The sequence below is a fragment of the Methylophaga sp. OBS1 genome, from assembly GCF_026319365.1.
Window position 1 is genome coordinate 111,280 of record NZ_JAPDMS010000005.1, and the last position, 13,685, is coordinate 124,964.

A 13,685-nucleotide genomic window follows, 5' to 3' on the forward strand; every position below is an offset into this window, starting at 1 on the left:
ACAATGTGACAATAACCGCACAAAAAAAAGGCCATCCCGAGGGATGGCCTTTCTTGTCTGTACAGACGTGTCCGGACAATTAACGTTTTGAGAATTGTGGACGTTTACGAGCTTTATGCAAGCCGATTTTCTTACGTTCAACGGCACGGGCATCACGAGTGATGTAGCCGGCTTTACGCAGTTCAGCTTTCAACTCATTGTCGTATTCAACCAAGGCACGGCTGATACCGTGACGGATGGCACCGGCCTGACCGTTGTTACCACCACCGCGAACAGTGATGTTGAGGTCAAACTTATCCATCATGTCGACCAGTTCCAGAGGCTGACGGACGACCATGCGTGAAGTTTCACGACCGAAATAGTCTTCCAGTGAGCGAGTGTTGATCGAAATGTTACCGCTGCCTGGTTTCAGGAATACACGAGCGGTAGAGCTTTTACGACGACCTGTTGCGTAGTATGAATCTGCCATGTTGATATCCGATTAGATTTCCAGCGCTTTAGGCTGTTGTGCTGTGTGAGGATGTTCGGTGCCAGCGTAAACTTTCAGCTTGCTGAACATGGCCCGACCCAGAGGGTTCTTAGGCAGCATGCCTTTAACAGCAGTCTGGATAACGCGCTCCGGAGCTTTGTCCAGTTGTTTTTCCAGAGAGATAGATTTGATACCACCGATGTGACCAGTGTGGTGGTGATAAATCTTATCTTTCATTTTATTACCGGTTACACGCAGTTTTTCAGCGTTGATGACAACGATGTAATCACCAGTATCAACGTGAGGCGTGTAAATCGCTTTATGTTTACCACGCAGACGACGCGCGATCTCAGTTGCCATACGGCCTAAGGTTTTGCCGTCAGCATCGATAACGAACCAGTCACGACGAACTTCTGCTGGTTTTGCACTAATGGTTTTCATCCGCGAGTTGCTCCTGATAATTACGCAAGCGGTCCAAATAAAGAGGGAGAATATTACGCACTCATAGTCTGACTGTCAACAGCTTTTACAGAAACAGCCAGAGTAGAAAAGCGCCCAGTATCAAGCGGTAAATGACGAATGGCCACATACCGATTCGGTCGAGCATCTTCAGAAACAGGAAAATGCAGAGGTAGGCGCTGACAGCCGAAAATACGGCCCCTGAAATCAGGGCTGTCCAGTCGACAGGAAGCGAGGATTGTACGAGTTCTGTGACTTCAAGTCCACCAGCCAGAATAATCACCGGAATCGACAACAGAAAAGAGAAGCGAGCTGCCGCCTGGCGGGTGAGTCCCAGCATCAGACCTGCAGTGATGGTAATACCGGAGCGTGAGGTACCGGGAATCAGGGCAATGGCCTGGGCGATGCCGATAAACAGAATATCTGACCAGGTGAGCTGATGCTCGCTACGCTGCCTTTTACCGCGCCAGTCAGCCCAGCCCAGTAACAGGCCAAAAACAATGGTGGTGGTGGCAATCACCAGCGGGCTGCGCAAGCTGCTTGCAATGATATCTGCAAACAGCAGACCGGCAAGTCCTACCGGTATGGTGCCGAACCAAACGGCCCAGGCCAGGCGGCTGTCACCGACGGTTTTTCTCTGTTTCAGTGAGGCAACCCAGTCCACGAGAATAGTTCTGATATCGTGGCGGAAGTAGATCACGACCGCCGTTAATGTACCGACATGGACGGCGACATCAAACGCGAGGCCCTGATCCTGCCAGTTAGCGATGACCGGTAACAGAATAAGATGAGCCGAGCTGGAAATCGGCAGAAATTCTGTCAGTCCCTGCAGCAGGGCGAGTAGGGCGATCTGATAAAAGGCCATTTAATATTTCCCGAATGGATAGCACATCAATGCTTATAAAATGAGACATAGTATCGCATTGTGTCGTGATAGAATTAATGAGTTAACCAGAAACGTGACAGAGAGCAACCATGCCCGAGTATGCCAATCCTAACGCCCTGATTGATCAGTTTAAGAATATCGTGGGTAATGCTTACACCCTGACAGACCCTGCCAAGGTGGCACCTTATTGTAAGGGCTTTCGCTTCGGTGAGGGTAAGGCGCTAGCGGTAGTCAGACCGGCGACACTGCTGCAGGTGTGGCAACTGCTCAAAGCCTGTGTTGAAGCCGATGTTGTAGTCATTATGCAGGCGGCTAATACCGGTCTGACCGGTGGTTCTACCCCGAACGGGGAAGACTATGACCGCCCGATTGTGATCATTAACACTATGCGTATTGATCAGATCCAACTCATTGATAATGCGCGTCAGATCATCGGCCTGGCCGGCAGCACCCTGTTTGGACTTGAAGAAACACTGGCTCCCTATGGTCGTGAACCACACTCTGTGATTGGCTCTTCCTGTATCGGTGCATCGATTGTCGGCGGTATCTGCAATAACTCTGGGGGGGCACTGGTCCAGCGAGGTCCGGCCTATACCGAGTTGTCATTGTTTGCCCAGATTAATGCCGATGGCGAACTGGAGCTGGTCAATCACCTGGGCATCGAACTGGGCTCGACCCCGGAAGAGATCCTGAGCAACCTGGACAAGCAGAACTACACAGCCCAGGATATCCAGTTCCCCAACAAACGTGCTTCCGATGATGAGTATCATGAGCGTGTGAGGCAGGTGGATGAAGACACGCCGGCCCGTTTCAATAATGATGGTCGCCGTCTGCATGAAGCCTCAGGCTGTGCCGGCAAGCTGGCAGTATTTGCGGTGCGAATGGATACTTACCCTATCGCCCAGAAAGAGCAGGTGTTCTACATCGGTACCAACGATGCCAGCGTACTGGCAACAATGCGCCGCGATATCCTGTCCAGCTTCAAAAATCTGCCGGTTTCAGGTGAATACCTGGGGCGTGATTATTACGATGTCTGCAAGAAATACGGCAAAGATACCTTTCTGGTGATCGATAAGCTGGGCTCAAAATACATTCCCAAGCTGTTTGCGATGAAACGCAGCGTCGATCGTATCGCAGGCAAGTTCAAGTTTCTGCCCAGCAAGCTGTCGGACATCATGATGCAGTACCTGAGCTACCTATGGCCTAATCACCTGCCCAAACGCATGGAAGAGTACCGGGATCGTTTTGCGCATCACTGGATCCTGGAGATGAACAACGACGGTGTGGACGAAGCGCGCGCTTATCTCACCGAATTCTTCAAGAATCATAACGGTGACTTTTTTGAATGCACCAAGCGCGAAGGTGAAAAAGCGATTCTGAATCGTTTTGTCGCTGGCGGCGCGGTCGGTCGCTATCACATTATGAAACGCAAGCAGTTCGGGCCGATGATGACTATCGACGTGGCACTGCGGCGTAATGAGGAACAATGGCTGGAAGTCCTGCCGCCGGAAATCGAGGACAAGATTGAGGCCAAACTTTACCTTGGCCACTTGTTCTGTCACGTGATGCATCAGAACTATATTCTGAAAAAAGGCGTGGATGCCAAAGCGCTGAAACAGCAGTTACTGGCGTTTTTTGATGCGCGTGGCGCCGAGTATCCGGCTGAGCATAATGTGGGTCAGGAATATTTTGCCAAGGACGCGTTAAAGACCTTTTACCGCAAACTGGATCCGACCAATTCATTTAATCCGGGTATTGGTAAGACCAGTAAATTGAAATACTGGGGTGAAGCCGGCAAGTCTCAAAACTGACAGGCAAAAAAAAGCCCGCACCCTCGACCAGAGGGTGCGGGCTTTTTTGTTTGCTTAGTAAAGCACCCGCAGGCGAATTGTGCCTTCGACACTTTGCAGGTGCTCGAACGCCAGCGTGGAATCGAATTCCGCGACATCAATCAGCAGGTAACCGATTTCATCCTTGGTGGTCATGCTTTGTGCCAGGATGTTGATATCGTGCTCGGCGAACAGTCTGTTGACGCTGGACAATACACCAGGCTGGTTGTGATGGATATGCAGCAGACGGTGCGTATTGGGTCTTGGCGCCAGGGCAATTTCCGGGAAGTTCACAGCAGAGACGGTGGTACCGTTCTGGGCAAACTGGATAAACTTATCCGCGACTTCAAGACCGATATTGGCCTGCGCTTCGACGGTGGAACCACCAATATGCGGTGTCAGAATGACGTTGGAAAAGCCACGCAGGCGTGATTCCAGCGGTTCGTCATTAGACTTGGGTTCGGTCGGGAACACATCAATCGCCGCACCGGCCAGACGCTTTTCTTCCAGCGCCTGTACCATATCGTCGATGACGACACAGGTACCGCGGGCTGCATTAATAAAGATCGCACCCGATTTCATTTTGTCGAACTCGGCCTTGGTCATCATGTTTTTGGTCGATTCCAGCTCAGGCACATGCAGGGTCACAACGTCTGATAGACGCAACAGTTCATCCATGCTGTCGACCTGGGTCGCATTACCCAGTGGCAGTTTGGTCACCACATCATAATAAATGACGTTCATGCCCAAGCTCTCAGCCAGCACAGACAGCTGGGAACCAATGCTGCCGTAACCGACGATACCCAGGGTTTTGCCGCGGGCTTCGTAGGATTTGTCAGCCGATTTGGGCCAGGTGCCGTTGTGTACACTCCAGTTTTTCTCGGGGATACCACGCAGCAACAGGATCAACTGACCAATCACCATTTCGGCGACAGAGCGGGTGTTGGAATAAGGCGCATTGAAGACCGGAATACCCTTCATCTTCGCGGCTTCCAGGTCGACCTGGTTGGTGCCAATACAGAAGCAACCAATAGCAGTCAGACGATCCGCTGCGTCCAGTACTTTCTGGGTCAGTTGGGTTCTGGAGCGAATGCCGACGAAGCGAGCGCCTTTGATTTTTTCAATCAGCGAGGCTTCATCCAAAGCATGGGAAACGTATTCGATATTGGTAAAGCCGGCTTTTTCCAGCGACTCAACGGCATTTTTGTGCACGCCTTCCAGCAATAAAAATCGCGTGTCAGACTTTTTATTAGGTTGTAGTTCCATAGCGAAGTGTCTAAGTTCCGATGAATGGGCGATATAACCGCGCAATTCTAACATAATCAAGCAGTTTTAGATACTGCCAAATCAGCCTGCTACAGTTCTCTACAGCCGCCTGAGACAGCGATGGCCATAACAGAAAATTGACTATTTCGGCATCAGTGCAGTGCCGTGGAAAGAGACTTCGTCCCAGCCTGTGCGCATAAAATTACGGATGTTCTGATGGTCCTCGCCATCTGGGGTAGCCAGTACATCCTCACGATAAAACTTGCCGAAACAGGCCAGCGTCTGCTCGACACTTAAGCCGTTGAGCTGGCCGAACGCGAGGATCTTGCAGGAGCCATTATTCTGGCCAGCCTCATTGAGTGTCTCACCATTTCGGAAACGGGTCGGGGTGAAGTCATAGTTGGCTTCAATCACCGCCATGCTGTCTTCAAACTGGATGGTTTCCGGTTCTGTTTTGAGTCGATTCAGAAAGGCCTGTAATTGCATCTTATCTCCTGCAGATTTAATCGTAAAAACGGGTAAAAGTATCGTGGTATTCGCGTGTAGTTCGGTACTGATTAATGGCAGCTTGCTTGTCTTCGTAACCCAGCGCCATGCCGCATAGCAGGGTTGCCTCGGGGGGAATCTCAAGAAAGCTTTTCACCAGCGGTGCATATTCTGCCAGCGCCGCCTGCGGGCAGGTAGCGAGCTCGGCATCCACGGCCGCAATCATAAAGGATTGCAGGAACATCCCAAAATCGATAAACGAACCGGTTTGCATCGCGTTGTCCATCCAGAACAACAGCATTACCGGCGCATCAAAAGCACGGTAGTTAGCTGCCCATTGTGCCTTTTGAGCCGCTTTGTCTTTTCTGTCGATGCCAAGGCTCTGATAGAGCTGCAGGCCACAGGCGCGTCGGCGACTGAGGTAAGGTTCCTGCCATTCCAGCGGGTAGTATTCATAATCCGGTTGCGGTTTCACTCCGGCCTCAAAAGCGTCGCTCACTTGCTGGCACAACTGCTGTTTACTGTTGCCGGTGAGTACGGCCACCTGCCAGGGCTGAGTATTAGCACCCGATGGGGCATGACTGGCAATATCCAGTAGATAACGGATCTGGTTTTTATCCACGGACTGGGGCAGAAAACGGCGCACGGAGTGCCGTTGTCGGATGGCGTCACTGGCTGTCATTAGACGAGACTCTCGGCTTCTTTGATTCTTGATATAAACCATAGCAGTATCAGGCAGATAGCAACCAGCATTAATTGCAGGCCGGTGCGTCCCCAGAGCACGGTAATGGAAATAGTGAAGGTCACAATGATCAGCAGATACACTTTTTTCTTTACCGCTCGGCGCATGGTGTGGGTCTTCTCCCACTGTTGCAAAGGCGGACCGAACCAGCGGTGATTCAGTAACATACGGTGAAAGCGAGGCGAGTTTTCGGCGAAACAGGCCAGTGCCAGAATCAAAAAAGGTGTGGTGGGTAGCAGAGGGAGCACGGCACCGATAACGCCTAGTAAAACAAATACCCAGCCCAGACTAATAAAGAGATACTGTTTCAGTTTTTTTTTCATCGAACTGCGAGGGTGAGTGTATTCCTGTCTGGATTATTGACAATAGTTACACTGAGAGTCCCCGGTTATCAAATAAACAATAAAAGCGGCTTTCCTGTATAAGTTGTATTTGTCAGTTGACATTATACTCATGCTTCATTCAGGGACGCGCGAATGGCAAGAAATCTTCTTCGCAGACTGCTCCGCCACAAGCTGCCGATTCGAGTCACTGTTGTAACGGTATTCTTCATCGCCACGCTTATCACGGCCGCGCTTGCGGTGAGCCTGCAGTATTATTTCACCAAGCAAATTGCGACGAACGCAACGCTGTCACAGTTCAGTAGTCTCAGCCAGCATACAAGCCAATACCTGCAGTCGGTGGATGACCGGGCCTCAAAGGTCGCTAAAGTCTTATCCATTTATCCGAGTTTGCTGGAAGACAGCCTCCAAGGTACTGAAGTCCGTAATGTTTTCGCTGAATTCATGCGAAATAACCCGATGTTCTACGCCATTTACATCGGCTATGAGAACGGTGATTTTTACGAGCTTATTAACCTTGAAAGCAGTCGTGCTGTTCGAAGACAGCTGGATGCAGCCCCCGAAGATCGCTGGGTGATTATTCATATTTCCGGTCAAGGACAACAGCGTAAGCGCGAATATCAGTACTACAACACTGATTTTGACCTGCGTGAGGTAAGAGACGAAGAGAGTGAGTACAACGCGACACAGAGACCCTGGTTCAAACAGGCGGTGGAGAATAAAGTCAGGAAAACGGCACCGTATATGTTCCATAACCTGCAGGCACCCGGTCAGACTTATTCCATCAAAGTCCGGAACTCGGATGCCGTGATTGCGGTGGATATTGCCCTGTCATCACTGTCAGCCTTTTTCAAGGCCAATAAAGTTGGCCAGGGTAGTGAAATATTTCTTTTCGAGCCCTCCGGTGACCTGGTGGCATCCAGTGTCAAAGCACATGAAGACATGGTTCTGCCGCAGCCGGAGTTGATGGCGATGACCGAAGAGCAACAGGCGATTGTCGCACAATACGCGCAGCTGACTGTCTCCAATGAAATGGACTGGGCGCCGATAGATTTTGCCGTTTCCGGTCAACCCCGTGGCTATAGTATCGATTATCTGAACATGCTTTCGGCAATGCTTGGTATCGAGCTGAAATATGTTAATGGTTTCAGCTGGCTGGAGCTGATTGACCGTTTTAAGGATGGTGATATTGATCTGCTACAGCCGGTTTTTAAAAATCAGAGCAATCGGAACCTGGGGCTCTTTTCTGATCCCTTTATCGAATTACCCTATTCACTCGTGACATTACCGGGGCGAGAGCGTATCACTCACATCAGTGAGCTTGACGGTGACGCTATGGCCATTCCCGAAGGCTGGTCGATTATCGAAGTGCTCAGAGCACATTTCCCGGACATTGAGGTTAGAGAAGTAGCGTCAAGCCGTGAGGTGCTGGAAGCAGTCAATAACGCTGAGGTAGATGCCGGGCTGGATATTGGTCTGATTCTCGACTACACAGCGGAACAATATTTTATTTCAGGCCTGCAGTTTCACCCGCAGATTGAATTTGCCCCCGTCGCATTTCCTCACGAGCTGCATCTTGTTGTGTCTGATGACAAAACCGCCTTGATGGCATTGTTCAATCAGGCTATTGCTAACCTGGATGCGGCTCACAAGCAGGCACTGGAGCAGAAATGGCTTATTCGCGAACGTAGCCTGCAGGAAACCGCGACCGTGCCTTATCCCGAGTTGGTTCAACTGGCTCGTCAACCGCAGCGCCAGCAACGACTGCGTAAGATGCAATTGGATGAGGAGCCACATTTTGTCTATGTGGCACCGGTCGATAGTGGTGTTGAAACGCAGGAATACCTGGCCATCGTGATACCGGTCAGTGATGTATTGGGGCCAACGATGCAGAAAGTATGGTTGTCAGTTGGTGTCACAATTGCCTTTCTGTTTCTTTTAATTCCTATTCCATGGCTTTTTGCCTCACCCATCATAGGACCGATTCGTGAATTGGCCGTGGAAAATGAAAAAATTAAGCGTCTTCAATTCGAGCAGGTAAAAAAACCCGGGAGTCTTATCAAAGAAATCGATGAACTGGGGCAGTCAATGCTGGATATGTCTGAGTCGATTCACCAGTTTGAGGAGTCCCAAAAAGCTTTGATGGATTCCTTTATCCGCCTGATTGCTGAGGCTATCGATGATAAGTCCCCCTACACGGCAGGTCATTGCGAGCGGGTGCCGGAACTCGCCTTTATGCTGACCGAAAAAGCCGAACAGACAGATAAAGGGATCTTTGCAGATTTTCAGTTTGACTCAGAGGATGCCTGGCGTGAGTTCAAAGTCGCAGCCTGGCTGCATGATTGCGGCAAAATAACCACACCGGAACACGTGGTAGATAAGGGCTCTAAGCTGGAGACAATCTATAACCGCATTCATGAAATTCGCACTCGGTTTGAGGTGTTGCTGCGCGAGGCAGAGCTGGACTATTGGCGTCAGCGTGATAATGAGCCGGACAGAGAGGCGGAGTTCAAAGCCGAGCTTACTCAAAAACAAGCACAAATACGTGACGACTTTGATTTTGTCGCGCGTATGAATGTCGGCGGTGAATATCTCAGTGATGATAAAAAAGCCCGTATCCAGCAAATTGCCGAGATCACCTGGACACGCTATCTTGACGACCGTATTGGTCTGTCTCCACTGGAAGAAACGCGACTGAAAGGTCATCCCCCTGAGCTACCGGTGGAGGAAAAACTGCTGCAGGATAAACCGGTACACTTAATCGAGCGCTTGCACAGCACTGATTATGACCCGAAGCTGGGTATCAAGATGGATGTGCCGCGCTATCTATACAACCAGGGTGAGCTGTACAACCTGCTGATAGAGCGAGGTACTCTGACGGCTGAAGATCGCTTTAAAATTAATGAGCACATCATCAGCACCATCAGAATGCTGGAAAACCTGCCGTTCCCCGATGAATTGAAACAGGTACCACGGTATGCCTCGACTCATCATGAAACGCTGATTGGAACGGGCTATCCACGACAGTTATCAGCCGAGGACTTGTCGATTCCCGAGCGCATTATGGTGCTGGCAGATATATATGAAGCGCTAACGGCGGCCGACCGGCCTTACAAAAAGGCTAAACCCATCAGTGAGGCCATCAGGATTTTGTCATTCATGGTGCAAGACAAGCACATCGATCAGGAAGTGTTTGAGCTGTTTCTCACCAGCGGGGTGTATCTTGATTATGCACGACGCTACCTGCCGGAATCTCAGATCGACGAGGTCGATATCGATCACTATCTCAGGCGCGAGACATAAACTTCCCGCTATCAGTGTTAACCCGTATCACTTCACCATTTTCGATGTATTCAGGCACCTGAACTTCCAGGCCGGTGGACAGGGTCGCCGGTTTGGTTCTGGCTGCGGCGGTTGCGCCTTTAATGCCGGGGGCTGTTTCGACTATCTGCAGGTTTACAGCGGCAGGCAGTTCGATGGCCACCAGTTGACCTTCCAGTAGTACCGCCACGATGTTGTCCAGTCCCTCGCTGATGTAGCCCAGATCTTCCTCAATATCGCTGCTATCGATCATAAACTGCTCGAAGCTTTCATTATCCATGAACACATAGCTGTTACCGTCCTGGTAAGAATACTGAACCAGCCGCCTTTCACAGTCGACTTCTTTCAGGAAGTCCTCACCTTTCAGGGATTCATCGCGTTTTTGACGGGTTTTAAGGTGATTGAAACGAATTTTATAGAGCGTCGAAGCCCCCCGTGATGACGGATTGCGAACTTCTATCTGGCTGACTACGTAGGGCTCAGCGGCCAGTTCCACTACCATTCCGCGTTTCAGTTCACTGGCTTTGGGCATAACAGCTTCCGGACAAAATAAAAATCGCATTATACCCAAGCCGATGATGGTGTCATCAGGGCGATGGTGATATAAACTGGCTTGAGCACAACACAAAAATAAACTCAGCGGACGCAGCAACGAGGAACCACCCATGATTTCATGGCCCGGGGGCAAACCCATTCGAATCTCTATCAGGGCAACCGTCATCGGTTTCTTTCTGGTGGCGACGGTGATCACTGCGTCTGTGGCGATCAGCCTGCAGTATTTCTTCAGTACGGATATGGCCACCGAGTCGACGCTGTCGGTGTATCAGAAAACCGCAGCCAGCACGCGCGATTACCTGTCAGCCGTTGACAGCAGAGCGACAGCTGCAACCCGTATCCTGTCGCAATTTACCCGCTTTGAGGGCAAGAACGGTATTTCCGATGATTCGCGCCAGTTGTTTGCCGAAGCGATGCAGCGTAACCCGCTGTTTTTCGCCATCTATATCGGCTTCAGCAACGGTGATTTCTACGAATTGATTAATCTTGATGCCGATCCCATCGCGCGCAGACAGTTCCGCGCTGAACCGGAAGATCGCTGGCTCACCATCCGGGTTTCGGGAGAGGGCAATAATCGCTTACGTCAGTTCAGCTACCTGGATGGGGATTTCAAGCTGCGCGCGAAGCGTGAACACAGAACCGACTATGATCCGCGCAAGCGGCCCTGGTTTACTGATGCCAAACCGGGAGGGGTCAATAAAACCGATCCTTATCTGTTCCAGCACCTGCAGGCACCCGGGGAAACATACTCCACCATTGTGCCGGAAAATCAGGCCGTTCTGGCCCTGGACATCACCCTGTCGTCACTGTCCGGCTTTCTTAATGCGCAGGATTTGAGTGAAGATAGTGAAGTCTATCTGTTTCAGCAAACCGGTGAGTTGATTGCCACCAATCAAGAAGTCCAGCAGGAGGATTGGTTACCGCCGGCGCCTGAGCTGGAACTCACTGCAGAGCAGCAGCAACTGGCAGAATCGATTGATTTTCTGACCGTCTCTAATGAAATCGACTGGCCACCGATTAATTTCGCCGCGTCGGGGCAGCCCTATGGCTATGCGATAGATGTGCTCGATTACATCGCCGAGATGACGGGCATTCCCATTCGTTACGTCAATGGCCTGAGCTGGAATGAAATGGGCCAGATGTTTCTCAGTAATGAACTGGATGTTCTGCAACCGGTCTTTTTCCAGGAAAACCGCGAATTGCTGGGAGATATGTCAGATCCCTTTCTGCAGGTCCCCTATGGCGTGATTACGGCAACAGGGGGGGACCCGATCACTGATATTGAGCAACTGTTCGGTAAAACAGTCGCCATTCCCACTGGCTGGTCTCTGGCCAATAATCTGGAAGAAAACTTCCCGGAGATTGAGATTATCCGGGTTGAGAATGTTCGTGCGATGTTCGATGCCGTGCGTGAGGGTGAAGCCGATGCTGCTATCGATACTGCACCCATCCTGAATTACACCGCCGCCCAGTTTTTTATTGACGACGTGGTCATTCATCAGCCGTTGGATTTTGGCGAGGCCACCATGCCCACCCAACTGCATTTTATGATTAATAAGTCGCGTGCTGGGTTGACCGAATTATTTAATACGGCTTTGGCATCACTGGGCCCGGATCATCTGCAGGCCCTCAGAGAAAAGTGGCTGGATAGCCGCAGCAGCGTGTCTCGTCAGCTGGGTGCTGTGCCCTATGCAGAACTGATGCAGATGACGCAGCAGGCAATGTCCGATGAACTGCAGACCGTCTCCTTGAACGGTGAAGATTATTTCGTCTATGTCACGCCCTTTGGAGAAGCCGAGAGCAAGCAGGATTATTTTGCCATTACAACGCCGGTTGATACGGTGCTGGCACCCGGTCTGGATAAAGTAAAAACCTCAATCGCGCTGACTACCCTGGCGGTATTACTGCTGGTGCCGGTGTCATGGCTGTTGGCTAGTCCCATAGTCAAACCCATCCGGCAACTGGCAGCCGACAGCGAAAAAATCACTCAGCGCCGTTACAACGAAGTGCAGGATGTCTCCAGTAATATCGTAGAGGTTGGCGATCTGGCCGGCTCAATGAGCAATATGTCGGATGCGATTCAGCGCCATGAAAAAGCCCAGGAAGAACTGCTTGATGCCTTTATCAAAGTGATCGCACAGGCGATCGATGATAAGTCACCCCATACTGCCGGGCACTGTGAGCGGGTACCGGAACTGGCGTTTATGCTGGCCAGAGCCGCTGAGCAGTCAGACCAGGGTCCGTTTAAGGCGTTTGCATTCAAAAACGAGGAAGAATGGCGCGAGTTCCAGGTTGCCGCCTGGCTGCATGACTGTGGCAAGATCACAACGCCAGAGCACATTATCGATAAAGGCACGAAGCTGGAAACGATTTACAACCGTATTCATGAAGTTCGGATGCGGTTTGAAGTACTGTGGCGTGATGCCGAAATTGATTACCTGATTCAACTGGCACAGCCCGGTGCCGATCAGGCTGAACTGGCGCAACAGAAAAACGACAAACAGCAACAATTGCGAGATGATTTTGCCTTTATCGCCAATGCCAATGTCGGCGGTGAATTCATCAGCGAAGAAGATGTTGCCAAGCTGCATGAACTGGCTGAGATCACCTGGTTACGTTACTTTGATGATCAACTGGGCTTGTCCTCGGGTGAAATATCACGCTTGCAGACAGACTCAAGGCCACTTCCGGCGACAGAGAAATTGCTGGTGGATCGTCCTGAGCATCTGATTGAGCGTCATCACAGTACAGATTACGATCCGAAGTTTGGTATTAAAATGGCCGTGCCCAAGTACCTCTATAATCTGGGCGAGCTTCATAACCTTGCGATATCTCGAGGCACACTCAGTGCTGAGGATAGATTTAAAATCAACGAGCACATCATCAGCACCATTAAAATGCTGGAGAGCCTGCCATTCCCGGACGAACTCAAGCGGGTCCCACGCTATGCTTCAACGCATCATGAAACCATGAAGGGCACCGGCTACCCGAGAAAACTGACCGGTGAACAGCTGTCGATGCCTGAACGCATTATGGTGCTGGCGGATATCTACGAAGCCCTGACTGCGGCTGACCGGCCTTATAAGAAAGCCAAACCCGTCAGTCAGGCACTGGATATTCTGCATAAGATGGTTCAAAACGACCATATCGATGTCGAGGTGTTTGAGCTGTTCCTGCGAAGTGGTGTTTATCTCCAGTATGCCCAGCGATTCCTGCCTGCCAGACAGATTGATGAAATAGATATCAATCAGTACCTGCGTCAGCACTGATATCGTCAGCGCTTTCGGCTAAAATAGCCGCCATGACACAGCAATCAACGATTCAGCCCCGG

The 13,685-nt window shown here is 50.8% G+C and carries 11 protein-coding genes; 3 read left to right on the forward strand and 8 right to left on the reverse strand.

Translation table 11 applies throughout. From position 1 onward, the window contains the following. Positions 1 to 79: 79 nt before the first annotated feature. The 3 genes from rpsI to OMQ46_RS14110 form a co-directional block, all read right to left on the reverse strand. Positions 80 to 469 carry a 30S ribosomal protein S9 gene (gene rpsI / locus OMQ46_RS14100; protein ID WP_266237879.1) on the reverse strand — a complete coding sequence of 130 codons (390 nt, stop codon included), beginning with the start codon at positions 467 to 469 and terminating at the stop codon, positions 80 to 82. Positions 470 to 481: 12 nt separating this feature from the next. Continuing rightward, on the reverse strand, positions 482 to 910 hold the full coding sequence (rplM, locus tag OMQ46_RS14105; protein ID WP_266237881.1) for a 50S ribosomal protein L13: 429 nt from the start codon (positions 908 to 910) through the stop codon (positions 482 to 484). An 85-nt stretch (positions 911 to 995) separates the two neighbouring features. After that, complete coding sequence (locus tag OMQ46_RS14110) at positions 996 to 1,793, reverse strand: undecaprenyl-diphosphate phosphatase (protein WP_266237882.1); 798 nt, start codon at positions 1,791 to 1,793, stop codon at positions 996 to 998. Positions 1,794 to 1,903: 110 nt separating this feature from the next. Here OMQ46_RS14110 and dld point away from each other — a divergent pair, with 110 nt between their 5' ends. After that, the gene (gene dld / locus OMQ46_RS14115) at positions 1,904 to 3,625 is read left to right on the forward strand and encodes a D-lactate dehydrogenase (protein WP_266237884.1); all 1,722 of its coding nucleotides are present in this window, start codon (positions 1,904 to 1,906) and stop codon (positions 3,623 to 3,625) included. Between the two features lie 54 nt (positions 3,626 to 3,679). Here dld and serA read toward each other — a convergent pair whose 3' ends face one another. From serA to OMQ46_RS14135, 4 genes are all read right to left on the reverse strand, one after another. Further along, complete coding sequence (serA, locus tag OMQ46_RS14120; RefSeq protein WP_266237886.1) at positions 3,680 to 4,909, reverse strand: phosphoglycerate dehydrogenase; 1,230 nt, start codon at positions 4,907 to 4,909, stop codon at positions 3,680 to 3,682. 141 nt (positions 4,910 to 5,050) lie between these two features. Beyond that, positions 5,051 to 5,395, reverse strand: a complete 345-nt coding sequence (locus tag OMQ46_RS14125; protein WP_266237888.1) for a HopJ type III effector protein — start codon at positions 5,393 to 5,395, stop codon at positions 5,051 to 5,053. A gap of 16 nt (positions 5,396 to 5,411) precedes the next feature. Next, a complete protein-coding gene (locus OMQ46_RS14130) occupies positions 5,412 to 6,077 on the reverse strand; it encodes a nitroreductase (RefSeq protein ID WP_266237889.1) in 666 nt (221 codons plus the stop codon). Continuing rightward, positions 6,077 to 6,460: a YbaN family protein gene (locus tag OMQ46_RS14135; RefSeq protein WP_266237890.1), complete on the reverse strand. Its 384-nt coding sequence runs from the start codon at positions 6,458 to 6,460 to the stop codon at positions 6,077 to 6,079. Before OMQ46_RS14135 ends, OMQ46_RS14130 begins: the two co-directional genes overlap by 1 nt. A 153-nt stretch (positions 6,461 to 6,613) precedes the next feature. Between OMQ46_RS14135 and OMQ46_RS14140 the strand changes: the two genes are divergently transcribed. Further along, the gene (locus tag OMQ46_RS14140) at positions 6,614 to 9,781 is read left to right on the forward strand and encodes an HD domain-containing phosphohydrolase (RefSeq protein WP_266237892.1); all 3,168 of its coding nucleotides are present in this window, start codon (positions 6,614 to 6,616) and stop codon (positions 9,779 to 9,781) included. On the opposite strand, the gene yeiP is transcribed toward OMQ46_RS14140, so the two are convergent. Beyond that, positions 9,765 to 10,331: an elongation factor P-like protein YeiP gene (gene yeiP / locus OMQ46_RS14145; RefSeq protein ID WP_266237893.1), complete on the reverse strand. Its 567-nt coding sequence runs from the start codon at positions 10,329 to 10,331 to the stop codon at positions 9,765 to 9,767. The genes OMQ46_RS14140 and yeiP overlap by 17 nt on opposite strands. A gap of 133 nt (positions 10,332 to 10,464) precedes the next feature. On the opposite strand from yeiP, the gene OMQ46_RS14150 reads away from it, so the two are divergent. Next, the gene (locus tag OMQ46_RS14150; protein WP_266237894.1) at positions 10,465 to 13,623 is read left to right on the forward strand and encodes an HD domain-containing phosphohydrolase; all 3,159 of its coding nucleotides are present in this window, start codon (positions 10,465 to 10,467) and stop codon (positions 13,621 to 13,623) included. Positions 13,624 to 13,685: the final 62 nt, after the last annotated feature.

Coding starts and splice junctions, on each gene's coding strand:
- rpsI (WP_266237879.1), bottom strand. CDS start 469: ATGGCAGATTCATACTACGCAACAGGTCGTCGTAAAAGCTCTACCGCT.
- serA (WP_266237886.1), bottom strand. CDS start 4,909: ATGGAACTACAACCTAATAAAAAGTCTGACACGCGATTTTTATTGCTG.
- rplM (WP_266237881.1), bottom strand. CDS start 910: ATGAAAACCATTAGTGCAAAACCAGCAGAAGTTCGTCGTGACTGGTTC.
- OMQ46_RS14140 (WP_266237892.1), top strand. CDS start 6,614: ATGGCAAGAAATCTTCTTCGCAGACTGCTCCGCCACAAGCTGCCGATT.
- OMQ46_RS14125 (WP_266237888.1), bottom strand. CDS start 5,395: ATGCAATTACAGGCCTTTCTGAATCGACTCAAAACAGAACCGGAAACC.
- OMQ46_RS14110 (WP_266237882.1), bottom strand. CDS start 1,793: ATGGCCTTTTATCAGATCGCCCTACTCGCCCTGCTGCAGGGACTGACA.
- OMQ46_RS14130 (WP_266237889.1), bottom strand. CDS start 6,077: ATGACAGCCAGTGACGCCATCCGACAACGGCACTCCGTGCGCCGTTTT.
- OMQ46_RS14150 (WP_266237894.1), top strand. CDS start 10,465: ATGATTTCATGGCCCGGGGGCAAACCCATTCGAATCTCTATCAGGGCA.
- dld (WP_266237884.1), top strand. CDS start 1,904: ATGCCCGAGTATGCCAATCCTAACGCCCTGATTGATCAGTTTAAGAAT.
- OMQ46_RS14135 (WP_266237890.1), bottom strand. CDS start 6,460: ATGAAAAAAAAACTGAAACAGTATCTCTTTATTAGTCTGGGCTGGGTA.
- yeiP (WP_266237893.1), bottom strand. CDS start 10,331: ATGCCCAAAGCCAGTGAACTGAAACGCGGAATGGTAGTGGAACTGGCC.